General features: G+C 40.6%; 21 protein-coding genes. 2 read left to right on the top strand and 19 right to left on the bottom strand.

Annotated features, from left to right (window positions below):
• Window positions 1–7: 7 nt before the first annotated feature.
• The 9 genes from can to ACP14Y_RS14455 all read right to left on the bottom strand — a co-directional run bounded on the left by can (window position 8) and on the right by ACP14Y_RS14455 (window position 5,733).
• Complete coding sequence (gene can / locus ACP14Y_RS14495) at window positions 8–700, bottom strand: carbonate dehydratase (protein ID WP_424963650.1); 693 nt, start codon at window positions 698–700, stop codon at window positions 8–10.
• 134 nt (window positions 701–834) lie between these two features.
• Window positions 835–1,632 carry a hypothetical protein gene (locus ACP14Y_RS14490; protein WP_424963649.1) on the bottom strand — a complete coding sequence of 266 codons (798 nt, stop codon included), beginning with the start codon at window positions 1,630–1,632 and terminating at the stop codon, window positions 835–837.
• A 351-nt stretch (window positions 1,633–1,983) separates the two neighbouring features.
• Window positions 1,984–2,352, bottom strand: coding sequence for a LytR/AlgR family response regulator transcription factor (locus tag ACP14Y_RS14485; protein WP_424963648.1), 369 nt, complete (start codon window positions 2,350–2,352; stop codon window positions 1,984–1,986).
• A 32-nt stretch (window positions 2,353–2,384) separates the two neighbouring features.
• A complete protein-coding gene (locus ACP14Y_RS14480; protein WP_424963647.1) occupies window positions 2,385–2,942 on the bottom strand; it encodes a hypothetical protein in 558 nt (185 codons plus the stop codon).
• A 10-nt stretch (window positions 2,943–2,952) separates the two neighbouring features.
• Entirely contained in the window at window positions 2,953–3,384 is a 432-nt protein-coding gene (locus ACP14Y_RS14475; RefSeq protein WP_424963646.1) for a hypothetical protein, read from the bottom strand.
• A 28-nt stretch (window positions 3,385–3,412) separates the two neighbouring features.
• On the bottom strand, window positions 3,413–3,832 hold the full coding sequence (locus ACP14Y_RS14470; protein ID WP_424963645.1) for a SiaC family regulatory phosphoprotein: 420 nt from the start codon (window positions 3,830–3,832) through the stop codon (window positions 3,413–3,415).
• A 34-nt stretch (window positions 3,833–3,866) separates the two neighbouring features.
• Entirely contained in the window at window positions 3,867–4,328 is a 462-nt protein-coding gene (locus ACP14Y_RS14465) for a hypothetical protein (protein WP_424963644.1), read from the bottom strand.
• A gap of 471 nt (window positions 4,329–4,799) precedes the next feature.
• The gene (locus ACP14Y_RS14460) at window positions 4,800–5,228 is read right to left on the bottom strand and encodes a SiaC family regulatory phosphoprotein (RefSeq protein ID WP_424963643.1); all 429 of its coding nucleotides are present in this window, start codon (window positions 5,226–5,228) and stop codon (window positions 4,800–4,802) included.
• 43 nt (window positions 5,229–5,271) lie between these two features.
• Complete coding sequence (locus tag ACP14Y_RS14455; protein WP_424963642.1) at window positions 5,272–5,733, bottom strand: hypothetical protein; 462 nt, start codon at window positions 5,731–5,733, stop codon at window positions 5,272–5,274.
• Between the two features lie 509 nt (window positions 5,734–6,242).
• On the opposite strand from ACP14Y_RS14455, the gene ACP14Y_RS14450 reads away from it, so the two are divergent.
• The gene (locus ACP14Y_RS14450) at window positions 6,243–7,175 is read left to right on the top strand and encodes a hypothetical protein (protein ID WP_424963641.1); all 933 of its coding nucleotides are present in this window, start codon (window positions 6,243–6,245) and stop codon (window positions 7,173–7,175) included.
• Between the two features lie 331 nt (window positions 7,176–7,506).
• On the opposite strand, the gene ACP14Y_RS14445 is transcribed toward ACP14Y_RS14450, so the two are convergent.
• From ACP14Y_RS14445 to ACP14Y_RS14410, 8 genes are all read right to left on the bottom strand, one after another.
• Window positions 7,507–9,264 carry a response regulator gene (locus ACP14Y_RS14445; RefSeq protein ID WP_424963640.1) on the bottom strand — a complete coding sequence of 586 codons (1,758 nt, stop codon included), beginning with the start codon at window positions 9,262–9,264 and terminating at the stop codon, window positions 7,507–7,509.
• A gap of 4 nt (window positions 9,265–9,268) precedes the next feature.
• Window positions 9,269–9,763 carry a hypothetical protein gene (locus ACP14Y_RS14440; RefSeq protein WP_424963639.1) on the bottom strand — a complete coding sequence of 165 codons (495 nt, stop codon included), beginning with the start codon at window positions 9,761–9,763 and terminating at the stop codon, window positions 9,269–9,271.
• A 139-nt stretch (window positions 9,764–9,902) separates the two neighbouring features.
• Window positions 9,903–13,634: a sigma 54-interacting transcriptional regulator gene (locus tag ACP14Y_RS14435; protein ID WP_424963638.1), complete on the bottom strand. Its 3,732-nt coding sequence runs from the start codon at window positions 13,632–13,634 to the stop codon at window positions 9,903–9,905.
• Window positions 13,635–13,694: 60 nt separating this feature from the next.
• Entirely contained in the window at window positions 13,695–14,333 is a 639-nt protein-coding gene (locus ACP14Y_RS14430) for a response regulator (protein WP_424963637.1), read from the bottom strand.
• A gap of 10 nt (window positions 14,334–14,343) precedes the next feature.
• Window positions 14,344–16,113 carry a PAS domain S-box protein gene (locus tag ACP14Y_RS14425; protein WP_424963636.1) on the bottom strand — a complete coding sequence of 590 codons (1,770 nt, stop codon included), beginning with the start codon at window positions 16,111–16,113 and terminating at the stop codon, window positions 14,344–14,346.
• Between the two features lie 35 nt (window positions 16,114–16,148).
• Entirely contained in the window at window positions 16,149–16,595 is a 447-nt protein-coding gene (locus ACP14Y_RS14420; protein ID WP_424963635.1) for a response regulator, read from the bottom strand.
• A gap of 1 nt (window position 16,596) precedes the next feature.
• Complete coding sequence (locus ACP14Y_RS14415) at window positions 16,597–19,020, bottom strand: PAS domain-containing sensor histidine kinase (protein ID WP_424963634.1); 2,424 nt, start codon at window positions 19,018–19,020, stop codon at window positions 16,597–16,599.
• 127 nt (window positions 19,021–19,147) lie between these two features.
• Window positions 19,148–21,472: a PAS domain-containing protein gene (locus ACP14Y_RS14410; RefSeq protein WP_424963633.1), complete on the bottom strand. Its 2,325-nt coding sequence runs from the start codon at window positions 21,470–21,472 to the stop codon at window positions 19,148–19,150.
• 296 nt (window positions 21,473–21,768) lie between these two features.
• Here ACP14Y_RS14410 and ACP14Y_RS14405 point away from each other — a divergent pair, with 296 nt between their 5' ends.
• Entirely contained in the window at window positions 21,769–22,560 is a 792-nt protein-coding gene (locus tag ACP14Y_RS14405; protein ID WP_424963632.1) for a DUF481 domain-containing protein, read from the top strand.
• On the opposite strand, the gene ACP14Y_RS14400 is transcribed toward ACP14Y_RS14405, so the two are convergent.
• Window positions 22,550–23,455 carry a mechanosensitive ion channel family protein gene (locus tag ACP14Y_RS14400; protein WP_424963631.1) on the bottom strand — a complete coding sequence of 302 codons (906 nt, stop codon included), beginning with the start codon at window positions 23,453–23,455 and terminating at the stop codon, window positions 22,550–22,552. The genes ACP14Y_RS14405 and ACP14Y_RS14400 overlap by 11 nt on opposite strands.
• Window positions 23,455–25,266, bottom strand: coding sequence for a mechanosensitive ion channel domain-containing protein (locus tag ACP14Y_RS14395; protein ID WP_424963630.1), 1,812 nt, complete (start codon window positions 25,264–25,266; stop codon window positions 23,455–23,457). Before ACP14Y_RS14395 ends, ACP14Y_RS14400 begins: the two co-directional genes overlap by 1 nt.
• Window positions 25,267–25,310 lie beyond the last annotated feature (44 nt).

Below are 25,310 nucleotides of genomic sequence, written 5' to 3'. Positions count from 1 at the left end.
TTTAAGTCTAAATACCTGAAAATCGGTAGATAGGCTCCAACTGATCTATATTGGAGTATTTGCAATCAAGGTCAATGATTCTTCCATCTTCAAGCGAATAAACCCATCCATGGATTTCTAATTCTCTTTTTTTCCAGGCTTTTTGTACGATGGAAGTCTTGGCAAGATTGTGCACTTGCTCAATTACATTCAATTCAACCATTCGTTTTTCTCGAGCTTCTGGGTCATTAATCTCATCAAGTGTTTGTTTATTTAACTGAAAAATATCTTTAATATGCGCTAGCCATCGACCAACCAGGCCCACATACTGAGTGTCCATGGCCGCCTTAACACCGCCACATCCATAGTGACCACAAACAATTACATGTTTAACATGCAGGTACTCCACAGCATATTGCAGGACACTGAGCATATTCGTATCGGAATGAATCACTTGATTGGCAATATTTCGATGAACAAATATTTCACCTGATTCTGTACCGGTGATCTCATTGGCCGGCACCCTACTATCCGAGCAGCCAATCCACAAGAATTCCGGCTTCTGACCTTTGGCTAGTCGTTTAAAATACTCTGGATCAAGCTTGAGCTTTTCCTTTATCCATTCGTCATTTCCTTTAAATAATCGATCGTATGATGCTTTCATAATTTCTACTTTGCTTTTTACAATGATATGACTAAAAGACTTAGCTCTGAAATTCATCTAACATTTTTTGAAATGTTTTGTTTTGCACGTGGCTCTGACCTCAATGTTTTTTTGATTAAAATGGATTAACCTGATTAACGCAAAAAAACCCATCTATATAATAGATGGGCTTCCAAATTCATGTTTATTTCTTATTGCGCAGTAAGCTGTGCTACTAGCGGACTGTCAAAAAATGTTTTCATCTCAGCATTGGTAAACGTGCCTGAAACAGTCGTATACCCTGGTTTAGATACAATGATCTCGTAAGATTCATATCCATCATTGACTGTTAGCTGTGTAGTTTCAGAAGCGATATTTTTATTCAAAATCGCTGTTCCATCTCCTTTGATCACTACCGTTGCATCGGTTAATTTCCAACCGCTGAAGTATACATATCTCATCGCTGAAATCAGGATATCGAAGGTCTCAACCGTGCTGAATGTAATACTCGCATACCCAAATTCCGCAGCGGTAAGCAATGCTGTGCTTAGCACCTCCGGAGAAATGGAAGTCACCTGATCTCCTACTATAGAAAAATCTATATCAAGTGGATTGGTTACAAGGTAGGCTACATCACTCCCTGACTTTGGTGCTGCATAGATCGTATTGTCGTCCTCATCGGTCACAAGAAACTCAGTTACTTTGTAAGAACCAGGACTTAATGTAAGCGGATCGGTTACATAGCTTCCACTGAATTCGATCAGTGGCATTTTTTCCAGCGAATAAATTTCTTCGCCTGTGTTATCTTCAATAGTGATAACCACATTTGCTGGCGAGGCACTTGATTCTGCTCTTCCGGCCCTTCCACCAGTGCTGGTGTCAGCAGGAGCCTGAAAAGAGAATTGTACTTCACCATCATTGAGCGGTTTAAAATCATCCTCAGAACATGAGGTGAATGTCATCCCAATAGCTGCTAAAGAGATGACGAACATTTGCTTTATAGTTTTCATAAATGGTTTTTTCATGGTTATAAGTTCAAAATTGACAAATGGTGATGATGGATGTGAGAGTGAAAAGACTATTCGAATATTTCAGGAAAATCCTTACCTCTCTTGTGTGATTTGCGTAGAGAAAATAAGAGTGGCCCGGCCTTGGGCCACCCTATTACTAACCACCAAAAAACACATGTCTTAAATGTTGATGCAAACAATTCCTTCGTGTGGTGCTTAGCTTCATTCTCTTCTTCAGCTTGCTTCACAACATTTTGTGTATGGCGGTGATCTCTACCTGGTTCCTTGAAGGAGTAAGAGGAGCAGCTCACTTTTGAGCCGCCCTATTACTAACCACCAAAAAACATATTTCTATTTCACCCAGGGAATAAGCGAAAGCAGCTCTTGCTTGTTGTTTCTACTTATCGGAATATGGGTGTGATCTATTTCTACATGAGAGGATGTAACTCGCTCTATTTTGTCTAATCGAATGATGTATGATTTGTGCACTCGATAAAAATCTGTTGATGGAAGGATTTCCTGAAGACTCTTCATGGTGATGTGTACAGTATGGCTTTTCTCATTACACTTCACTTTCATATAGTCTCCATATCCCTTGATGTACTCAATGCTCCTCAGGGAGATGCGTTGAATTTGTTTCCCTACATTCAGGAAGATGCTTCCCTCAAACTGATCGATTTGATCATTGATATTCGGTTTTTCTGTTTTTAGTACTTGCATGGTGGTTATCATTTAAGTTCTAGTTTATTCGTTTAGTATTTCGTTAATATTTGAATGAGAATGTCATGCGGCGCTACCTCGTCCCCACCGAAGTAGGGGTACAGCATGTAGTAGAGCCCTTTGTCGCATGATGCTCCTCGTTTGATGCGTACCGGATCGTACCCTTGCAGATAGAAGACATAGTGATCTGCTGTGATCTGCAATTGATAATCAGTTGGTTCGTTTAGTGCCACATCGCCGATGTATGTGGTAATGCGCTCTCCATTCACATAGGCATAAGCATGTATTTCCAGCTTGCCTTCCAGCCATCTCCATCCAAAGCGAGCGCTGTTTTCATGGTGCATCGAATTGCAATCCGAAAAGCCCATGAGCTTATTAATGTCGTGTTGGTTTTCTTTGGTGATAGTTTCGTAAATAGCAGACTGATCGAAAATAACGGAGAAGTCTAACCTCTTTGATTGCAGTGATTGCATCTTCCAGCCATTGTCATGTTTACCTGCCGGTATGATGAAGCTCTCATATGGATCTTCCATTGTTGGCTCGCAGGAAAAAAGAGCTGCTATAATTATGACTATCAATAGTTTATACATGACTTTGTGATTATAGGTGTATGAGTAGTTTGATTCCTGTAGCGGACTCCCGGGCACGTATTCCTGCAGTGATTGCAGCAGAGAATGTATCCGTGATCTTGATCTCTGTCTCCACCTCCGGGATCAGTACGAAGAAGTCTTCATTTACAAATCCTGCTTTGGGTGTGAGAAAAAATCTCATGTTTCCGCACTTGGTCAGTGGTACTACTGTTTCTATTCCATAGAAAGGATACTTTTCATTCAACCCCTCTTTGGTTGATCTCAGGTTTGACTGGTGTACCAGTCCGACCCCAAGGCCTTTGTTTGTCTGGATTCTCAAACCAAATCCTTTCTGAAGGCCCATTACTGTGTTTTGCAGATAGGTTTGACCGGTGAGTGTCTGAGCAAAGCCGGAAAACGAAGCTCCAACAAGTAAGACGAATATGATCAGTAGCTTTTTCATTGTTCTGTGGTGTTTGACTTGGTTGCTGTTATGCTTCTGTTATTTGGAAACTGAAATCACACATACCTGCCATATCCAATCCAGTTTCTACCATTTCGCGGCTGTAATCCGCAGAGGCGCAGCTCCAGTAGATCTTCACATCCTTACCCGATGCATGGGCTTCATTTAGTCGCTGCAATACCTTGAAGAGATATTTTGCTGAAGAGGTGTTCATTAATTCCAATTTGAAATAAACCTTTAGCTCTTCATTTCTCTTTAGGTGAAGCTCAATGTCTGCCATCATCTGGCAGTACTTGATCCACGCATCGTCGGTGATGCTCCACCCTACTGCAGTGATCAGATTTAGAGACTCCAGGTAGCGGACGGTGAATACTTTCAGGTCACTTTTTACCACTCTTAGTGGCGATGTTCCTTCCTGGCAGTTCTGAGTTATTTCTTGAGCGTTCATATCAAATGGATTTATAATACTTGAATGGATTTATTTAGAAGGAAAGTGCAACAGACGCTTGAAGCGTAGGACGGAATTCTCGCGAGCCAACGCCCATCCCTATGCTGATGTGCTTCATCGGCTGATAGTCTGCCAGCACCGATGGTGTTATCACGAAGTTTTCACCATTGGACATTCCGGTACGTACGTTTGCTTTTACTACAAATTGTTCGCGGGATACGATAGGAACGGCGAAGTATACACCTGCAAATTCCTTCTCATATTGATGTGGCAATGCTTCCATTTCTTCTTCACTCATCATGAATGATTCCATTAAAGAGGCTTCCTGGAAGAATGCTCCGTACTCCCATCGAAATCTGTTTTCAAACCCGATGGCAGTTCCTGTTTTTGGACTCATATGAGTCTTCTCTACGTACGTTCTCACGATTACTTTTTGTGCTGAAGCTGTTCCTAGAACGGCTATAAAAAGAAGAGGTAATAACAATAGCTTTTTCATTTTCTTATGTGTTTTTGTTTGTTTGATAATTCAAAAGTCAGAAAATGCTAGGGCCTGTGTGAGAGTGATTTTCGGGTTTGAAAAGATTCAGAAATACCCGCAAAAAAGTCCGTGAGATGCGTATCGGGGAAGCACTTAGGTCAATACGAGAATCACGCAGAGGGAAATACGGAGGATGAACTAAGGGATCTAAGGATGATAAAAAGCATAACTAAATACGTCACATCTGACTACTGAGAATCAGCCTCTGGAGACAGACTTACTCGTCCTTCAGCATTCTGACTATCATGTTTTCGAAAAGTAGCCAGGAATCAGCTTTGATCAGATGGTCGCGTAAATGCATGCATTTCTTTTTGTATCCTGCGTTTCTTTATGGCCAAAAAAAAAACACCATGCTAAAAGCATGGTGTCTAAACAAATCACACAAAAAATCTAACTCACTTTAGTAGTTACCGCTTCAGCGCACCTGCTCTAATATTTTTTACCTGCGTAATTTATTTCGAATGGAAAGTGAGATAATCCTCTCAGATCTAAACCTGTATCGATCATTTCACAATCATGTTCCGTATTACAACTCCAGAAAAGTCGGACCTTTTTTCCCTGAGAGTAAGCTTGATTCAATTTTTTTATGATTTTGAATATGTATTTTGTACTGGATGTGTTGATCATATTCAGCTTTAAATAAATATTCAATTCATCTCGTTGCAACAAGTGGGACTCTATATCTGCTAATATCTGCAGGTACTTTACCCAGGTATCCTGACTGGTACTCCAGCCAATAGCTGAGATGATATTTAAAGCCCGGTTATACTGAATGTTTAGCACTTTAAGTTCACTTTTTATGAGCCTCAGAGGAGACTCTTCTTCCTGACGAGTGCGGGTGATCATTTGAGCGTTCATATCAAAATGGATTTTGTGATTCTTTAACTGTTGAAATTTTTAATTAGAAGGAAAGTGCAACGGAGGCTTGTAGCGTAGGACGGAAAGCTCGCGAGCCCACACCCATACCAATGCTGATGTGCTTCATCGGCTGATAGTCTGCCAGCACCGATGGTGTAATCACGAAGTTTTCACCATTGGACATTCCGGTACGTACGTTTGCTTTTACTACAAATTGTTCGCGGGATACGATAGGAACAGCGAAGTATACACCTGCAAATTCCTTCTCATATTGATGTGACAATGCTTCCATTTCTTCCTCACTCATCATGAATGATTCCATTAAAGAGGCTTCCTGGAAGAATGCTCCGTACTCCCATCGGAATCTGTTTTCAAACCCGATAGCAGTTCCTGTTTTTGGACTCATATGAGTCTTCTCTACGTACGTTCTCACGATTACTTTTTGTGCTGAAGCTGTTCCTAGAACGGCTACAAAAAGAAGAGGTAATAACAATAGCTTTTTCATTTTCTTATGTGTTTTTGTTTTGTTTTGATGATACAAATGTCCACAAGCAGGGAGGCCTGTGTGAGAGGATTTTTCGGGTTTGAAAAGATTCAGAAATACCCGCAAAAAAGTCCGTGAGATGCGTATCGGGGAAGCACTTAGGCCGGTGCGAGATTCACTTAGAGGAAAATACGGATGTTGGAGTGAGGGATTTAGGGAGGTCCTTGAGGACATAAAATAACCGATCTGGTGTTGAGTGATTCTTTTAAAAGAACCTCATCCCCTAACCCCTTCTCCTGGCAGGAGAAAGGGGAATAGTTCTCTCTCTTAGTAGGATGATTATTTTAAACCTCTCCCCAATTCTCCGAAACGCCGGACCGCTCCTAATGGAGGAGGGCTTAATTGCACTCCGCTAAGTATCAGTTTACCTAAAACAAGAACTTAGGCACAACGCTGTGATATTTTGTGGTGAATAATGGGAGGGTGTTTTGAGGATTGGGTAGATTGAATGGTGATAACTATATCTCGCAATGACAAACTGGATCGCTATAACTCTAACATGCTTAATTGTACTGATAGCATCTTTATGCATTTACATTATCTGGAATCATTTGCCATTTCAACTCAATAAGCTCATTCCGACTAATAGTATAAGCCTTAATACCATTGTGGCAATTATTAACACTACAGTAGCAGTTTTTGCCTTAATGATTGCTATTTGGAGTATTCGACAACAGGTATCAAGAGATGAGGAATCTAACAAGCAATTTCAGAAGAATTTAGATATTCAAGAAATGCAACACAACGAGAGTGTCCAAATCTTTAATGAACAAAAGGAGATACTCAATAAGTATGATAAAGGAGCTCAATTGATGCTAAAGGAGTTAAAAACCCAAGCTGAAATATCAAAGCTTCAATATCAAAATCAAATCGAGTTAGAAAGACCTAAAATCTATTTTACCTATGAAATATATCATAGCATCCAAAACGATAGAGATTTCATTCATCGAAATAATGAAGGTTCAGACGCGGTTTTTTTTATTCCAGAAGTTAGGATTAACATTTATAATTCAGGAAGAAGGACTGCCTTAGATCTAAAGTTGAAAACACATTTCATTTCTTTAAATACTATAAACTTCATGATCCTACATCCTACTGGTCTGAATGAACTCAAAGGAGATATGAAAACCTTTAGAAACTGCTATCCCATGATTAGCAATAAGGACATAGATGAATTCATTCTTTTAATAAGTTTTCAGTACAAGGACGAATTGACACAGGAGGTAATCAAAAAAACTGAACGAATTAGAATCATTAGATACAATGAAAATGAATATTCAACATTTGCTTTGGATGATCAGGAGAAGATTGATTTAGTTGATTCAATTATCAATGACGAATCTAGAGGAATCTATCATACCGAAGTTTCTGAAAAATATATTAAAGCTCATTACTTATATTGAGTAAGAATGCTCCCTTCTGAAATCGATTACATGATATTTGGATAAGAACGCAGTTGAACTTCGATAATTCCTTTCACGAAATCCAATCTCCACCCCCACTTCGTAAGTATTACATCTTTTCACTAGCGTGATTGGTGTTTTTAATGATTTTCCGGCCCGTCTATTGCGGGTCGGATTTAATAGGTGATACTATGCAGAAGCCAGCATTCATTGCTGGTTTTTTTATGACTAAAAAAAGCCCACCGCTCTCGCGGCAGGCCCTCACCTAATCACTGCCTCAAGAAAGAGGCAACTCACTAACTACTATTCTGTGAAATTGATTCCTTTTCGATTAACTCACGGGGATCTTCACCATCACTTTGGTACCCTCACCTATTTTGGAATTGATATCAATGAGTCCATTGGACTTTTTCACACGGTGTGTAATATTCATTAAACCGTTCCCCAACTCATTGTTTTCCATTTCAAATCCATTTCCGTCATCCTCCACGATCATGCTTAGGATACTTCCCTCATGCTCAAGTAAAATATTTAGATTTTTTGCTTCACTGTATTTGATTGCATTGTTTACGGTCTCCTGTACCACACGGAAAACCTGCCGCTTAACAAAGCGATCTACGCTGGACTCATCAATTTCACAATTGAAGGTGAAATTCATCCCCTCTGGCAAATAAGAAGTCAGTTTCTCCAATGCATATCTCAAAGAGATGTCATCGATGTGCTTCACCGAGATATTGGTAAGCAGTCTACCCAGATCATCTATCCCCTCATGTAGCAGGTCGGTGCTCTTCTCTATAATGGGTGCACAATCGGTGCAATTGGCAGCCTTGCCCAAGTACATCGATACGGCATTAAGCTTTTGTCCCAGGTTGTCGTGCAACTCACGAGCTATTTCGTTTCGGGATTCTTCCTGGTGCTCTATCCGTGAGCGACTCTCTCTCGACTGCCGAGTCACATCCAGCACCGTTCCGTAAAAGGTATTGCCGGTTTCATCCTTGTAGTCCGGTCGAAAGAGGATTTCAAAATGTCCCTGGTTTTTTTCGTTTAACTGGTAGCGATGTTCAGCCCGATATTCTGTCTTATTCTCTATACTCCCATTGATGCCGTCAAGAAACATGGATCGGTCTTCCGGTTTTACCAACCGAACCAATCTTCCCAGTGAAATCTGATTGGAGTGGGTTCCCAACATTTTCATCATATTCTTCGAGCAGGTCACCAAATCCAAGTCCACATCATATTCGAAACTACCGGAAAGTGTGAGTTCCTCTGCTTGCTGCAGGATGTGTTGAGATCTTTCCATCGTAGCAATGGCATCCTTTCTATCCGTTACGTTTTTGGCCTGGCCCAAAATACCCGTAATTTCCCCATCAATTAAAATGGGATTCTTGGTCACTTCCAGCCATATTCTTCCTCCTCTGTCATCTATATAGCTTGTATCGTACTGGGATGAGATGCCTTTGCTTAAAATATTAATATCATCCTGGTAGTACATATCACTCTGACTCATCCAATCCAGATCATCATCTGTCTTTCCGGTGATTTCAGCTTCACTACGCTCATATAGCTTACAAAATGCTGCATTTACACGCACATATCTTCGTTCAGCGTCTTTGAGAAAAACAGGATTTGCAAGGCTATCAAACAGATTATCAAACATCTGCGTGGTTTCCTCGAGCTTTCTCAGACACTGATCTGCCTGCTTCTTCCATTTTGCCTTGGAGAGTGATTTGGTCATCACGACCGGAAGTTTCTTTAGGAAAGATTTCTTTACGAAATCATCTGCACCTGCTTCAAGCAGGTCAATTCCTAATTCTTCTGAGATAGATCCGGAAACGCTAATAACCGGTACATCTGAATATCTTTTGATGTAATTGATCGATCTCAATCCATCGTAATCCTTAATGCTGTAATCACACAGCACAATGTCATAGTCATCCAGATTTTCAGATTTTAATTGCTCTTCTGTGTCGATTACTTTCATGGTATAATCGATTTCCGATCGATCAAGTACCAATTTTGTCAATTCAACATCGTCAGGATTGTCCTCCAGCACTAAGATTCTAATCTCCCGTTCCATTACCTTGTTCATTTTGCTAGTTAGTGGTCATTTTCATTTGGTTGTGGCTATGGCGCGATGGATTATGGTTAATGGTGTACGATTTAAGCCATTCCTTAGCCAGCTTTCGTCCCTGAAAGACCATGGCCGGATATTGAATTTTATTTAATCGTATGTGTTGTTTCATGAAAATCAAATCCGCCAGATTGTTCACCACATAGGCTTCAACCAGACGATGGTCATTGAGCAACTTGCTTTGACCCCATCTTTTCAGGGCATCAAAACTGAGCACACTTTCAGAGTTTGTTAAATCGATCAAAAACGGGAGTTCCCTGTTTCCAAGAAAGTGGTGTATAACTTCCAGGTGTTCCTTTATCATTCTGCTGTCTATCATTGGACATCCAGCAGGGATCATAAACTTTGAATGAAAAATCTGATCATCAGACACCCAGTGTTTCCCCGTTTTTAATTCAATTTGGTTTTGATTATCAATCACGAAATTCCCTTTACCAACAGGCGTGCCAGTTTTCATATGTGTGAAAAATAGACACCTAACTAGCTGTAAATCAGGGGTATTAAATTTGATTAAGCAAAATACTTAGTGTGAAAAATCCACGGAAAACCGTGGGTGAAACCGTTAAATATTGCGTGATCGCGGTATTCCGTGGGTGTTAATTGGGGCGTTTTATGCTAAATTTCCTCATTCGGTCGCGGAGTGTACTTGGTTTAATTTTCAACTTAGCTGCAGCTCCATCTCCGCCCTCAACTTTCCAGTCACATTCTTTTAGCACTCTGCGAATATGATTTTCAACAATGATATCTAACGAATTGTCATGCTCCCACTGCTCCTGAGTGGACGTACTTTCCACCACCTCCGGTAGTTGTAGTTTTTCTTTCGTAGATAAAATCACCGCACGCTCAATGGTATTTTCCAGTTCACGCACATTTCCTGGCCAGGCGTAGTTTCTAAGGTAGTCCATCACCGGCTTTGGAATAATCTTAATCGGATTGTTGTACTTGATTCCATACTTTTCAATGAAGTGCTCCACCAAAATGGGCACATCTTCAGGTCGGGAGCGAAGAGGTGGAATTTCGATTGGGAATACTTTGAGTCTGAAATAAAGATCCTCACGGAAAGTTCCGTTCTTTACAGCTTCCTCCAAATCTTTATTGGTTGCTGAAATAATCCGAACATCTATTTTCTTGGTTTTGGTGCTTCCCAGCCGTTCTACCTCCCCTTCCTGAAGTACACGAAGGATTTTCACCTGAAGATCCAATGGCATATCGCCTATTTCATCAAGGAATATGGTACCTCCATCAGCCAACTCAAACTTACCCGGCTTTTCAACGGATGCACCTGTAAAGGCTCCCTTTTCATGTCCAAACAGCTCACTCTCAATCAGGTCTTTGGGAATAGCCGCTGTATTTACCTTGATCAACGGCATTTCGGAGCGTTTGCTAACGTTGTGAATGGCACGAGCGATCAATTCCTTCCCGGTACCTGTTTCCCCAGTGATCAAGACTGTAGCATCAGTTTTAGCTACTTGCTCCACTTTTTGAAGAACTCCTCTGAATGCTTTGCTCTTGAAGACCATATCTTCAAAATCGTTCGCTTGTTTAATTTCTTCTTTCAGATAAACGTTTTCCTGTTCCAGCTTATCCTTCAGCTCCCTTACCTCATCTAGCGCGGTTTCAAGTTCCTTTCGTGATACAACGATTTCTGTAATATCCCTGGAGGTTGTTAATAGGTAGTTTACCTCATCTGATTGCGCCACTGGGGTGATCTTAGTTTCAATGGCAAAATAGAGATCATTGACTGTGTTATCAGAGATGTAAGTGATGGTCTCTTTACTTTTTAAAGCTTCCCAATACTTTTCCATATGAGAAGCTATGGTTTCTTCATTGTATCTTACAACTTTCTGAAAGTACTCGCTAATCTCCAGTCCAACCAGATCATCCTCGGACAGTTCTATACCTGAATTTTTGAAGCCTTGAATGGTTTGTTCATTTACACTCTCAATAAAGAATTTCTTTTCTTCAACCCGAAATAGGATCATGAAGTCATTCGCATTGTCAAAGATTAGAGACAATTTCTTTTGTCGATCCTCAATTTCTCTTTTCGCATTTTTCTCAGCAGTAATATCCATGGCTTGCACCAGGATATTTTCGATCTCACCCTTTCCATTGTTAATGACGCTATATGAGGCCATGGCACAATGAATCGCATTATTAGGACCAAAATAGGGATCCTCTACAGTAAGTGTTTCCCCCGTCTTCTTGGTAAAAAGTACCTGACTTTTGATCTTCTTCTGCCATTCTTTATTTCCTTTCCAACCAGGTGATTCCCAAAAGTATTTCCCAATATATTCTTCTTTTTCCAATCCCTGAACTTTCAATGGAAGGTCATTGATGTGAACGACCTTTCCATCCAGATCCAGGAGGGCAGTAAATTGAAACTGCTGGTTAAAAACATTTCGATAGCGTTCTTCGCTTTCCTTCAGTGCTTTTTCAGCTTCCACCATTTGGGTGATGTCTGTACCAACACTCTGATACTCGACCGGATTTCCTGTATCATCAAAAAAGGCACGATCCTTCCACCTTTGCCATCCTTTGGTGCCGTCAGGAAGAAGCACACTATGCATATTTTCCCTGGTGGGATTTTCAGGGGTAAGTGATTGGATTTCTTTAGTTATTTGATCCCTGTACTCAGGAGATATAAGATCAAAAAAACTTTTACCTATTGCATCTTCTTCACTTAGTTGATAAAAATCGAGATAGGCTTTATTGACAAAGGTTCGTATACCTCCGGGCTTCCACCGTACGATCATCTCGTCCTGATCTTGCACGATGGAGCGGAAAAGCTTTTCATTTTTCTCGAGCTCTTTTTTGATTTGAATTTGCGGAGTGATATCCATGATGACCGAATCCCAAATCACGCTACCATCCGCTTCTTTTTTGGGTTGCCCGGTCCCTTGCACCCAACCAATGGTTCCATTTGCCAAATGAACTCTCCATTCTCCATACCATCTTGTCATATTCACGTACGACTCCTGGATGGTTTGCTTCACCATCTCAATATCTTCGGAATGAAACGTTGACCAGACACTATTGATATCAGCAATGGCTTCATCAACTTCCACACCCAAAAGACCACTAACACCATCACTCACAAAGACCAGCTCATCAGTAAAATCCGGATTTAGCTTATAGCGTAAAACTACTCCCGGAAGGTTGTCAGAGATCGCCTTTAATCGCTGTGACATCAGCAGATGCTTTTGTTCATTTTCTTTTTGAACAGTGATGTCTCTACCTACACTTTGATACTCTATTACATTTCCTTGTTTATCAAAGTAGGCACGGTCAGACCATTCCTGCCATACCATTTCACCACCCCCCATTGGCCTGTGTATTGTGGTGGTTCTTACCGGGTTTTCAGGAGTTAAACCCTCAATTTTCTTTTTAATATCATTTTGCACTGAATTTTCCATGCCAGCAAACACGCTCTCACCTATCGCTTTTTGGGGATCCAGGTCAAACGCTTCACAATAGGCTTTATTCACGAATGTGCGGTATCCTCCGGGTTTCCACCGAACGATCATTTCCTTTTGATCCTGAATGATAGAGTCCAGTAGTTCCTCATGCTCTTTGAGTCGCTTTTCCGATTCTCTCAACACAGAGATATCCTGTGTGGTACCCAGCATTCGGATCACTTCACCCTTATCATCCCTAATCATACGACTATAAGCCAGCAGATGCTTTACTCTCCTATCAATGACGATACGGTACTCAATACGATTATGATCAGGACCTCCGGGTTGTAGTGATTTTTCGAAATCACTGCCTGCCCGCTCTAAATCATCCGGATGGATGACATTGAAAAAATGGGCATTGAGGTCGATCTTGGAATTAGGGTTAAGCTCAAAGATTTCATAAAGCCGCTTGTCCCATGTCAGCTGGTCTATTTGAGGAAACCAATCGAAGGTGCCTATATCTGCAGATTCCAGGGTTAAAATAAGTCTACTTTCACTAGCCCTCCGCACGATTCGATTTTTATCCTCCTTGTGAATGATAGTTCCACGAACCAGATTACGGTCAAACGGCGGAATTCGCATCAGACGAACTTCACACGGGAGCTCTTTCCCGTTTTTGTCTATATGTACCCAGTCAAAAGCGGGGTTTGCACCTGCCAGTGCCTCTTGTATAAGCTGTCGACTATACGTTTCAGCATCATGACCGTAGACATTGGATGGGCTTAACTTTGATGGACTGGTTCGTAAGATTTCCTCCCTGGTCAGATCAAATAGCTCAAGTGCCAGATCATTGCAATCAATAAAATGTCCCGCATCCATGTCCATGATAACGACGGGATCGCTAACGCTATTTATGATTTGGTGGTGGTTCATACTATATGTCCCCTTACGATAGGGACTTTAAAACTCGTTTTCTAATACCCTGCCATTCTCTTAAACCAAATTGCGCTCTACGGCATACATTACCAGTCCTGCCACATTTTTACAACCGGTTTTTTCGAGCAAATTTCTTTTGTGTGTCTCTACCGTTCGAATACTGATAAAAAGCTTGTCAGCGATTTCCTGGTTCGTGTATTCATTGGCAATGAGTACCAATACTTCCTTCTCCCGGTCCGATAGCTCGGCCTCAAGAGTCAGTCGCTCTTTTGGCTTTCTCCCCGCTATATTTCCGATGATGGTTTTGTACACCTCATCAGAATAATGATCCTGCCCGTCCAGCACTTTCTTGATAGCGGATACCAGCTCCCCCTTGTCTGATTTTTTCAGGACATAGCCATTTGCACCGAGGGCGATCATTTTATTGATATAACCGGCCTCATTGTACATGGACAGTACCAACACCTTTTGATCCGGATAATTTTCTTTCAGGCTTTTCATAAACTCCAACCCATCCATTTTAGGCATGTTGATATCCGTGAGGACTATGTCATATTCATTGTCCTTCAGCAGCTCCAGTGCCTCCAAACCATTCTCCGCCTCATCTTTAATGGTGAATTCCTCATCACCTTCAAAGTAAAATCGGATACCATCCCTGATTATCTGATGATCATCTACTAATAATAGTGTTCGCATTTTCGTTCTTTTAGCTTACCGGCATTTTCACAGTCACCCGTGTGCCCTTTCCTTTTTGTGAATCAATATTTACTAATCCATTGCTGCGTCTGACTCGGTGAGTAATATTCTGGAGCCCGTTCCCGTTTAATACCTCCTCCACGGCAAATCCTTTTCCATCATCTTCGATCTCCAGGCTTAATACTCCGCCGCTTTGTTTTATATTCATTTTAACTTCTGATGCTTCGCTATATTTAGCCACGTTGTTTAACGCCTCCTGAATGACACGATAGATTTGAGATTTTACAAAGGGCGAAAGGTCCTCCTCTTTAATCTCATAGTTTTTATTCACCTTAATAGGCACAGGCATATAGCTTACCAGCTTGTCAATGGCATAATCTAGGCTATGCTCCTCTATCTGTTTCACTGAAATGTTATTAATGAGATATCCCAGATCATCGATCGTTTCATGAGCCAACTCTTTCACTTTTTTCAAATCCTTATTGTCCGGTATATCATCCGATATTTTGCTAATGAACATGGAAATGCCATTCATTTTCTGCCCCAGGTTATCGTGAAGTTCTCGTGCCAGTTCCTTTCGGTCATTCTCCTGCCTATTCATTAAATAAATCTGATTTTCATGTTCCATAGTAACATCCACGATGGTTCCATAAAATCTTTTTGCTTTCGCATCTTTGTAGTCTGGTCTTAAAACAATCTTAAAATTTCTAATGACTGACTTATCGTTAGAATTGCATATAAACCGATGCTCATTGTGATATTCTTCGTATTTCTCTATTGCATTATTAATCCCTTCGTTGAAAATAGAACGGTCTTCCTCTTTTATCAGCTGAGTAAATTTTCTAAACGAGATGGTATCCCCTTCAATTTGAAGTTTCAAAATGTGTTTAAAATGTGAACTACAACTGATAAGATCTAAATCAGAGTCATACTCAAAACTTCCTGACCGTGTAAGTTTCTCTGCCTGACTCAGGATAGATTTCGATTTTATTACATCCTCCAGCAATAGTTTTTTAGCGGTAATATCCTGGCATTTCCCTACGATTCCTGATACCTTATTATCACTTACAAGCGGGCTCTTAGTGATTTCCAGCATCTTAATGACACCATCATGATTATATTCTACCTCGTAAGTGAGAGACCGGTTGGATAGTTTTACATATTCATCTTTCTCAAGTGCCTCAGCCGCTTTATCTTCAGGAAAAAGATCACTTTCTCTGGAGCCGATAATCTCTGCCTCATGGAGTTTTAAAAACTCACAAAACGGACGATTTACCTTGATATACTTGCCTTCCTCATCTTTAAGGAAGATCATATCTTCAAAACTGTCAAAAATTGAATCCAGAATCAAATTCTTCTCTACTAACTCCTTTTGAAACCGTCGTTTTTCTCGGGCGATGGATGCTTCGTGTAGCACCCGCTCAATAACAATAGGGGTCTTTTTCAGGTTGGACTTTAATACAAAATCATTGGCTCCTGCACGCAACAAATCTGCCGCTAGCTCCTCTCCGACGGTACCTGAAATGAGGATCACCGGCATAATCGGCTGTTTCAATCGTATATATTTGATCGCCGATAAACCGTCATAATCTCTGAGATTATAATCCGTGATGATTAAATCATATTCCGATAAATCTGCTTTCAGAAATGCATTCTTATTTGCTACATCCTCTATCTCAACATTCAGATTCGACTTTCTGAGTGCCATCTTCAACAACTGCACATCGTCCTGATTGTCTTCCAGATGAAGTATCCGCACCTTTTCCTTCCATGTGGTCATGCTAACTCCCGTTAATGTTCAATCTCCTATACATCTCACTCCTCAGGAATTTGGTTAATCAATACCCAGTACATGCTGATCTCTTTCGTCACTTCCATGAAATTTGAGAAATTGATAGGTTTTACTACATAGCTGTTCGCTCCCAGCTCATAGCACCTATCCAAATCCTTATTCTCTTTGGAAGAAGTCATAACAACAACAGGTATTTTATGAAGGTTCTCATCCTTTTTAATTCGCTCTAAAACTTCCAGACCACTCAATTTCGGAAGCTTCAAATCCAGCAAAATCAATCTTGGCTTAATTGCCGTGTCCCTTTTTTCATACTCTCCTTTTCCTTGTAAATAGTTAATTGCCTGCTCGCCATCTTTAAGCCAAATGACCTCATTGACAAAATTGGAGTTTTTTAATGAACGCTGTGTAAGCTCTGCATCGTCAAAACTATCCTCGACTAAAACAATTTGCACATCATTGGTGAGTCCCATTTTAAACCTGTTTTTTAAATTTCAAATAAAATGTGGCGCCCCCTCCTTTTTCGGAATCTGCCCAGATCTCACCATCATGTGCATTCATGATTTTCGCACATAATGAGAGCCCTACACCCGTACCCTCAAACTCTGACTCACTATGTAATCGCTGGAATACTTTGAACAACTTGTCGTAATACTCCATGCTAAACCCTACACCGTTATCCTGAACAGATATCACGTAGGAGGTGGCTTCCTCCTCAAAAGTTATACAAATTTCAGGTTTTTCTTCATTAGAACTATACTTTATTGCATTTGAGATGAGATTTGAAAAGACCTGGGCAAGCATTTCTTTGTCCCCATCTATTTCAGGTAACTCGTCTATCGTAATAATACCCTTCGAATCGATGAATAAATCCTCTATGAGACGGTTTATTAAATTGTTAAGGTTTACTGACTGATAGTTTACTTTCTTGCGATTCATTCGACTGAACTCCAATAAGTCGTCAATAAGTTTACCCATCTTCTGACTATTAGCCGAAATTCTTGACAGATACTGATTTGCATCATTTGGTATTTTGCTACTATAGTCTTCGATTAAAGCTTCCGAATAGCCATTAATAGCACGCAATGGAGCTCGTAAATCATGCGAAACAGAATATGAAAATGCTTCAAGCGCTTCATTGGCTTTCTCTAAAGCAGTGGTATGATCGATGACCTCTTCCTCGAGTCCTTTATTGGACTGCTCTATTTGCAGCTCGTATCTCTTTTTCTTATCAATGTCCTGAAATAGCCCCTGAAGCTTTGTGACCTCCCCATTTTCATACAATGCTCTTCCTATGGCACGGGTCCACTTTTCATTGCCTTTTGCGGTGATGATTTTTAGTTCCAGATCCCATGACTTTTGATTGGCAATTCCTTCCTCCACAGCTTTGGAGATAATATCCCGATGATCCGGATGATAATAATTGATGCCCTCCTCGAGAGCTATTTCCTTAGCAGGATCCTCTTCATGAATTTGATACACCGTATCACTCCAGTAGCATTTTCCTTCTTTTACATCCACTACCCAGGAACCGATGTTGGCAACAGCGGAGACCTCTGCCATCATTCGGTCCATCTCTGCATTCTTGATTTTTGCAATTTCAGCCTCTGTCAAATCTTCGACAAGGGCCATGGCATACTTATTATCAGTGCCTTCGTCTACCATGGTTACATTCAACTTAACGTACTTCACCTCTCCGGACTTGGTGATATATCGTTTATCAATGGTATAGCTATCTATCTTATTTTCTACTAAGGCTAGATATCGATCCATATCCTTTTTGACATCATCCGGATGAGTGAATTCTGCAAAACTCATGCGCGTGAGTTCGTCTTCCGTGTACCCCAATAACTTGATAAACTGATTATTGACCAGAAAAGGCACCCCTCCATCTCCTACCAACGCAATAGCAAATTGTGCTTTATTGAAAATATTGGTGAAACGACGCTCACTCTCCCGCAGCTTCTCTTCCTGCTTAACCTCATTTGTGAGGATTTCTGTGAATATGATAAACCCTCCAATATTGCCTCCCTCATCATACCATGGCTCTAATTTCCAGCGGAAATATTCCATTCTTCCATTGCTTTCGTATGAATCAAGTTCCTTTGATAGATGTTTACCTTTAAGCACCTGATTAAATCTTTCAAGCCACTCAGATCCTTTCAGATCAGGGAATACCTCAAGCATGGTTTTTCCAATAATTGGCACTCCCTCTATCCCATATGCTTTATGATATCCATCATTAGCTAACAGAAAACGCATTTTTGAATCTAGCATGGCGGTCGCCCCCGGAGAGTATTTCACAAATGTTTCAAACTGACTCTGCAGTTTTTTACGTTCGTCTATTTCTGCCTGAAGTTCTTGCGGACTCTTATATTCTAACGCTTTGGGAATGACAAAACCCAACACAGTAGCTGTAGCTAATGAAACAACTCCTGTTAGCAATTTCATGAAACCGCTGAGTCGATAGACCGGCTCCCAAAACAACACCACGTCTATCAGGTGTGTGAAACCACAGAGTAATATAAATGCTGCGAATAATGTTACAAGCTTCCTTCCTTTGCCGATATCCCGGTTTCTGATATACCAAAGCAATATGATAGGAATGGATAGATAAGCCAGAAAAATGGAGAGATCCGCTGATATATACATCCAGCCTTCCACTGATGACCAGTCACCGCATGTCCATCGGGCAGGCCAGTTCTCTGTACTCAGAAGACCTGAGAAGTAAGAAATTAGTGTGGGATTTTCGATAGAGGCTGAAGGTGCTTTGCAAATTGCTACACTGCTCAGATCAATCGGCTCAGCGTGCTCCTCGAATGCGTCATTGGATTCGTTTGCATAGAGGAAAAACAATGGAGCTGCAATAACTGCAACCGTTATTAAAAATCTGAACATTAGGTGGTCAAAAATTAGTAATCAACAGGAATTTGAGTCTAGACTATTGTTAAGTCAAATTGTTTTTAACGTATCGATGAAACATTCTTTTTATTCGATAAAAATGCAAATACCTCTTCAAATCCGATTACTTGTTGAACTTCAAATAAAAAACAGCCCCCTTGCCTACGTCTGCCTCTGCCCATATTTCGGCATCATGCGCTTTCATGATTTTATGGCAAATAGCCAGTCCTATCCCTGTTCCTTCAAACTCCTCCTCGGTGTGCAATCGCTGGAAAACCTGGAATATCTTATCGTAATAATCCATATTAAACCCTACGCCATTGTCATCAATAGAAATAATATATGCGTTCTCCTCTTCAACAGAAGAGATAGCAACCTGAGGCTTTTCTTCTTTCGAACTGTATTTGATCGCATTCGATATCAGGTTGGAAAAAACCTGTTCGATCATTTGACGATCACCCCGAATGGTTGGAAGACTTTCTAATTTGACTACTTCCTTCGAATCGTCGAATATCTCATCAATCAACCGGGTCACCAATATGGTAAGATCAACAACAGTGTGATTTACTTTTTTTCGGTTCATGCGGCTAAACTCCAGCAAGTCATCAATCAAATCACCCATCTTTCTGCTATTGACTACAATCCGATCAAGGTAGCTGACAGCTGACTCGGGCAGTGACTGATAGTCTTCCTTCAAAGCCAGCGAATAGCCGTTGATTGCACGAAGTGGTGCACGCAGGTCGTGAGATATCGAGTAGGAAAAGGCCTCCAGTTCTTTGTTCACCTTTTTAAGTGCCTTAGTTCGTTCCTCTACTTTTTCCTGGAGGTTCGCATTAAGAGATTTGATTTCTTCTTCCTGTGCTACCTGATCGGTGATATCCCAATTAACCCCCAGCATTCTTACAGGATTACCATTCGAATCATTTATTACTTTACCCATGGCCCCAATGTGTCTTACCTCGCCTGAAGGCCATATCACTCGAAAGCGGGTATCGAGCTTTTTACCTGTTTTCAGACACTCCTGAACTTCCTTATTCGATCTTTCCCGATCCTCAGGATGCACCCCTTGATACCAGGCTTCATAGCTGTTTGAAAAGTCTTCTCTTTTAAGTCCGTATATCTCAAATAAATGATCATCCCATTCCAGTGTATTATTTGGAATATCCCAATCCCACACGCCAAGAGAAGCAGCATCACGAGCGATCGTAAATCGTTCATTCAGTAATTTCAGCTTTTCTGCTCTCTCCTCTATTTTCTTTTGGTTCTCTACACTGTCATTGATATCCTGAAAAAGCCCTTGAAGTTTGGTCAACTTTTCCCCTTCAAAGACCGGTCTGCCGATAGCTCGAGTCCAGATTTCACGACCCTTAGCTGTAATCAGTTTCAATTCAAGATCATAAGGTTCCTTATTCTCAATCGCGTTATTGACTGCCTTTTCCAGCGTTTCTCTATAATCCTGATGAAAGTAGTTGATGCCCTCTTCAACCAATATTTTCTTTGAGGGATCCTCCTCATGAATCTGATAAACTGTGTCACTCCAGTAACATTCCTGTGTCTCGATATTTATTTCCCAGGCTCCTATTCTAGCCATTTTGGAGACATCTTCAAACAGTTGATTGAGTGACTTGATCTTTTGTTGCGATTCATTTTGCACCGTTGTATCCCGAAAGATGGTAGCAAATTCGTCCTTTACCGGGCTGTAGATATTCATTCGAAACCATCTTTTCAATACCTCCGAGTATTCTTCGATTTCACGGGATTTGCCTGTGGTGGCTACTTCATTGAAAATATCCAGCCACTTTGGGTCTGCTTCGATCGCTCCCGGAACGGCTTCTGATACTAGCCTGCCCTCTAATTGTTCCTTCGGAATGGGTATGTATTTTTCTAATCCCCTGCCTACATTAAGATACTGCCAGTCAATGGGCTTCCCGTTTTCATCTCTCACAATCCGTGCATGCGCGAACCCATCCTCCATTTCATTCAACAACGTCTTCAATACATTGTCATGCTCTTTACGTCTTCGCTCTGCAATCTCCTCTTCGGACTTCACCTCAGTAAACATGATGATACCCCCAATGGCTCCATCGGGATGGTACCAGGGCTCAAGTTTCCAGTCTAATAAAATCGTTTTCCCACCACTTTGAAGTGAGTCAAAATCAGCTTTTAGACTTTCTCCTCCTAATGCTCTTTGGTGATAATCGATCCACTCAGGCTTCTCCTTAACTTCAGGGAAAATTTCATAATGGGTTTTACCAATGATGTCTTTTTCTTTCAAACCATAGTCACGATACCAGCCATCATTGACCATGAGGTAACGCATTTCAGTATCCACAATGGCTATCGCACCAGGTAAATACTTTACAAATGCTTCAATTTGAGGTTTTGATGTGTGAGACGCTCTATCTCCCGAATGAGACTTCAGGCTCTTTTCTTTCAGCTCCTTCTCCATATGTTTACAATAAAGTCTGATTCTGCATTCCTATAATGCAAAATAATTTTTACATAACGAAATAATACAGGACTTTACTTAATTGGTGGTAGATGCAAGATTACTGCAACACCGGTTATTTTAATACATACAACGCCCCTAATTAAACATAGTAATTATGCTTATTTTCTTGTTTTCACCTCCCTTACGCCTTTGTGTAGGCAATCGATAATCATATCAGCTCAATACAACATAAATCAATATCAGCTATATTATTCAACCCTTAAGCTTATCCAGGATGTAATCAGTATAAAAGAATGAAAAAGATTTACCTTGTATTCATACTCTCTATCCATCACATAGATGCTATGTCTCAATTACTTTTCCCAGAAAGTTATGCGATTATATTTGACAGTACCCGTCATTTTAAAGGAACAGTAGCTCCATCTGTAGAAATAAAAACACTAAGACAGCTTTATATAGAAATTACTAATCGGACAGACATGGCATTTCGATTTAAAAACCATGGAATTACGGTTGCCAATAAATTCGAACTAACTAGAGATGGAGATCAAACGATTCTCAGTGGTGGCTTCATATATGGTAAATACAAAACTTTCTATGACAATCCATTTATTCTCGAACATTATGCTCAGTACCAATGGGCCGAAGCTCGGGGACTGGTCAAAAAAATGGCAATAGGATCAAACATTAGGTATAAACTATTAAAAACGCAGAAAGGTGGGGCGTTTATTGGTTTGGGTCCCTTTTATGAATATGAGCTATGGGATTATAGAGGAGTACCATTAGATAGGGTACCGTCTGAAACAATGGATGTAGATTCAAAAGAATGGAAAATAAATTTCTATATCAGCACTAAACGTGAACTTTCAAAGAAAATTCGTTTCGAAGGAGCTCTATATTTCCAGAATGAAATAAATGATCCATTTGATAATCCAAGGTGGGCAGGTGCACTCAGTTTCTTTTATTCGATTACTACCCACATTGGTTTTGGAATTAACCTACAAACTATATACGATTTTGACCCTGTTGTCCCCGTGGATCGATTATGGTTCAATACTTTCTCAGCGCTTGAGGTTACTTTTTAAGACTTGTAGGAGATAGATTGACTTCAGGCATACTTACCAATTCAAATGTTGCTGATGCCAATTGAACCTTACCATTGGTTTTTTCGACTGATTTTAGTATTTCTTTAAATAATTCGTTTTTTGTATATCTCCTTTTCTTAAAATCAACGATATATCTCAAAGTAAATTCCACCCAATTATCGTTTGCCACCATAGACACCATTGGAGTAATTATGGCTTCTTCAATGAGGTATTTTTTTGTCATTTCCTCCCACTTACCATGTGCCCCTGCTGCATAATCACCAGCAACTTTTTCACCCGCATCCGCAATTAAGGTACGAGCTAAATCATAATCAGATCCGAATCTCACAGGTACTTTAATCTCATCCCAAAGAAATGGAAAGTCTGCAGAGTAATTAAATACAGGTTCTTTGAACACAAAACTATTGGCTATCCTAACTATCCGTCCGTTGTATAAATCTCCATCTACCCACTGACCGAGCTCCATTAAAGTTGTTCGTAATACACCAATATCAATCACGTCCCCTTTTATTCCTCCTAACTGAACTCGGTCTCCGGTTTTATAAAACCCACCAAATAGAATTGCAAGCCAACCTGCTACTGATGCTATAACTTCTTGCAAAGCAAAGGCAATACCGGCACCTGCAACACCAAGAGCTACAGTTAAGCCGCCCAACTTGCTACTATATACAATACTGAAGTATATAATTATAGCAATCCAAGCAATGAATGAGGTAAATTTCTTAGCTCGATACCGATTATCTATATCCTTAATTTTAGAGAAAAGTTTGCTTTGGATAAACTTTCCTATGAACCAAATGAAAATCGCTCCTATGACAAATGCGACAACCTTACCAATTGTATCATTAAGTAATATTTCTTCAATTTTTTCCATTAATCTTTTGGTATGGTTGATGCATTACCATCTCTAACAGCACTGTAGCGTGGAGACATGATTTCAATCTCTGCTTCATTGAACTTATCCTGAATGTTTGCATGGAGCTCAGAATATATGCCAGCCATTCGCTCAGGTACATCCGTGTAAGCATTTAATTGATAAGAGACATACCAATCGTCCAGGCTTGTCTGCAATACAAAGGGTTCCCGGCTGATGTTAATGCCGTCAGTAGCAACAGCCGCCTCAACCAGTAGCTCGTGCACTTTGCGCCAGGGCACATCATATCCTATGGTCACAGACGTATTGAGTATCAAACCAAGCTCTTTGCTGCTACTTGAGTAGTTGACTGTGTGACCGGTAAGGATTGATGAATTGGGGACGGTTATATCTTCATTTTTGGCCGTTCGAACCCTGGTAACCAACAAGGTCTTTTCCACAATCTCTCCGGTCACTTCTCCTATTTTCACTCGATCACCAAGTTTGAAAGGACGCATGTACGTTATCACTAAGCCAGCGACAGCATTGGCAATGGCAGAGGTGGAACCGAACGAAATGAGCAAGCCAATAAATACGGATACTCCTTTAAAAATATCGGAATCAGAACCAGGCAAGTATGGCCATATCATCACCAGCATAAATGCATAAACCAATAATTTAACCAACCGATAGGTAGGCATGGCCCAGTCGGAATAAAAGCCTGGCAAACTAAGGTGACCATTTTCAATTTCACTTGCAATGAACTTTAAAAACTTCACCAAATAGATGGTAATTAAATAGATCACCGCAATAGTGAAAACATTGGGCAGATAATTCCAGAAGCTATTCCAGATATTTTCTGCAGGACCTAAAATCCAATTGAGCAGTGTTTGAGCCCAGCCTCTTGTAAAAGGAAAAAGGCCGAAAACCAATGGGAGAGATAGATAAAAAGTGAGTACGTAAAGCCCCCACTTCAATATAGAAATACTTTTGAGGCCTACTTCAAGATGAAGGTCAGGGGGTAGAAGTTCATAGCTCTTAATTCGTACTCCTGTGAAGTGTTTTTTCTTATTGACGACTATCCATCCCTGCAGTCCATTTGCAAGTCTTCGGATGAAATACAACACCAGTATTACCCCTCCAATAATCAAAAAGACCAGACCAATACGAGCAGCAATATTCTGAACCGTGCTCCGGTTGCGTGTGTTCGATACAAAATCTAAAATAGTAGCTTTATAATTATTGGCTAAGGAGTCTTTCGTAATTCCCACCATCCAAAGCGCATCCCAGTCTGAAACACTAGTTACAATCAGATCATTGTACATCACATCTATGGTGCCATCATGAGATACAATCAGCAAAGAATCCTGATAGAAATAATCATCCCTTACCAGTAGTTCAATCTTCTCTGTCACGTTTTTGGCACGTTCTTCAGCCATGACAGGCCCCAGTTTGGTATAAACTGTGAAGAGCGAATCTCCGAACGGGGCTACTAGAAATCCTTTGGTACTTTTTCTAAGATTAAGGATTCGCTCTCGCTGCATCGCATTACGCATGGAGTCTCGCTGCTCAATTTCCCTCACCTGCTCGCGAAGGGATGCTTTATTTACTCTGTCACTTTCCTGAAGAAGCTGGATTTTCCTTAATAGATCTGCGCGTGCAAGAGAGTCTTGTTTTCTTTTTTCACTGTTTTGTTCAAGTAGCCTTTCATATGTCTCCAGTTGCTGAGTCAGACTATTGACACGTCGCTCTATGCTATCGGCACGAAGACTATCCTGAGCGAAAGCACCCAATGCAATCACAAGCGTAAGAAGGAGGAAAATCTTTTTCATGTTAGGTTGATTCCCTGTTTTGAGATTAAGATACGACAAAAATG

This window comes from Ekhidna sp., from assembly GCF_965247405.1.
In the GTDB taxonomy this organism is placed as follows: domain Bacteria; phylum Bacteroidota; class Bacteroidia; order Cytophagales; family Cyclobacteriaceae; genus Ekhidna.
This window is presented reverse-complemented; position numbering and strand designations above follow the sequence as displayed.

Excerpts from the sequence above, each read along its gene's own strand:
- ACP14Y_RS14420 (WP_424963635.1), bottom strand. The coding sequence starts at position 16,595 with ATGGGACTCACCAATGATGTGCAAATTGTTTTAGTCGAGGATAGTTTT.
- ACP14Y_RS14430 (WP_424963637.1), bottom strand. The coding sequence starts at position 14,333 with ATGCGAACACTATTATTAGTAGATGATCATCAGATAATCAGGGATGGT.
- ACP14Y_RS14450 (WP_424963641.1), top strand. The coding sequence starts at position 6,243 with ATGACAAACTGGATCGCTATAACTCTAACATGCTTAATTGTACTGATA.
- ACP14Y_RS14415 (WP_424963634.1), bottom strand. The coding sequence starts at position 19,020 with ATGTTCAGATTTTTAATAACGGTTGCAGTTATTGCAGCTCCATTGTTT.
- ACP14Y_RS14465 (WP_424963644.1), bottom strand. The coding sequence starts at position 4,328 with ATGAAAAAGCTATTGTTATTACCTCTTCTTTTTATAGCCGTTCTAGGA.
- can (WP_424963650.1), bottom strand. The coding sequence starts at position 700 with ATGAATTTCAGAGCTAAGTCTTTTAGTCATATCATTGTAAAAAGCAAA.
- ACP14Y_RS14405 (WP_424963632.1), top strand. The coding sequence starts at position 21,769 with ATGAAAAAGATTTACCTTGTATTCATACTCTCTATCCATCACATAGAT.
- ACP14Y_RS14445 (WP_424963640.1), bottom strand. The coding sequence starts at position 9,264 with ATGAACAAGGTAATGGAACGGGAGATTAGAATCTTAGTGCTGGAGGAC.
- ACP14Y_RS14490 (WP_424963649.1), bottom strand. The coding sequence starts at position 1,632 with ATGAAAACTATAAAGCAAATGTTCGTCATCTCTTTAGCAGCTATTGGG.
- ACP14Y_RS14395 (WP_424963630.1), bottom strand. The coding sequence starts at position 25,266 with ATGAAAAAGATTTTCCTCCTTCTTACGCTTGTGATTGCATTGGGTGCT.
- ACP14Y_RS14485 (WP_424963648.1), bottom strand. The coding sequence starts at position 2,352 with ATGCAAGTACTAAAAACAGAAAAACCGAATATCAATGATCAAATCGAT.
- ACP14Y_RS14480 (WP_424963647.1), bottom strand. The coding sequence starts at position 2,942 with ATGTATAAACTATTGATAGTCATAATTATAGCAGCTCTTTTTTCCTGC.
- ACP14Y_RS14440 (WP_424963639.1), bottom strand. The coding sequence starts at position 9,763 with ATGAAAACTGGCACGCCTGTTGGTAAAGGGAATTTCGTGATTGATAAT.
- ACP14Y_RS14455 (WP_424963642.1), bottom strand. The coding sequence starts at position 5,733 with ATGAAAAAGCTATTGTTATTACCTCTTCTTTTTGTAGCCGTTCTAGGA.
- ACP14Y_RS14435 (WP_424963638.1), bottom strand. The coding sequence starts at position 13,634 with ATGAACCACCACCAAATCATAAATAGCGTTAGCGATCCCGTCGTTATC.
- ACP14Y_RS14475 (WP_424963646.1), bottom strand. The coding sequence starts at position 3,384 with ATGAAAAAGCTACTGATCATATTCGTCTTACTTGTTGGAGCTTCGTTT.
- ACP14Y_RS14425 (WP_424963636.1), bottom strand. The coding sequence starts at position 16,113 with ATGACCACATGGAAGGAAAAGGTGCGGATACTTCATCTGGAAGACAAT.
- ACP14Y_RS14470 (WP_424963645.1), bottom strand. The coding sequence starts at position 3,832 with ATGAACGCTCAAGAAATAACTCAGAACTGCCAGGAAGGAACATCGCCA.
- ACP14Y_RS14410 (WP_424963633.1), bottom strand. The coding sequence starts at position 21,472 with ATGGAGAAGGAGCTGAAAGAAAAGAGCCTGAAGTCTCATTCGGGAGAT.
- ACP14Y_RS14400 (WP_424963631.1), bottom strand. The coding sequence starts at position 23,455 with ATGGAAAAAATTGAAGAAATATTACTTAATGATACAATTGGTAAGGTT.
- ACP14Y_RS14460 (WP_424963643.1), bottom strand. The coding sequence starts at position 5,228 with ATGAACGCTCAAATGATCACCCGCACTCGTCAGGAAGAAGAGTCTCCT.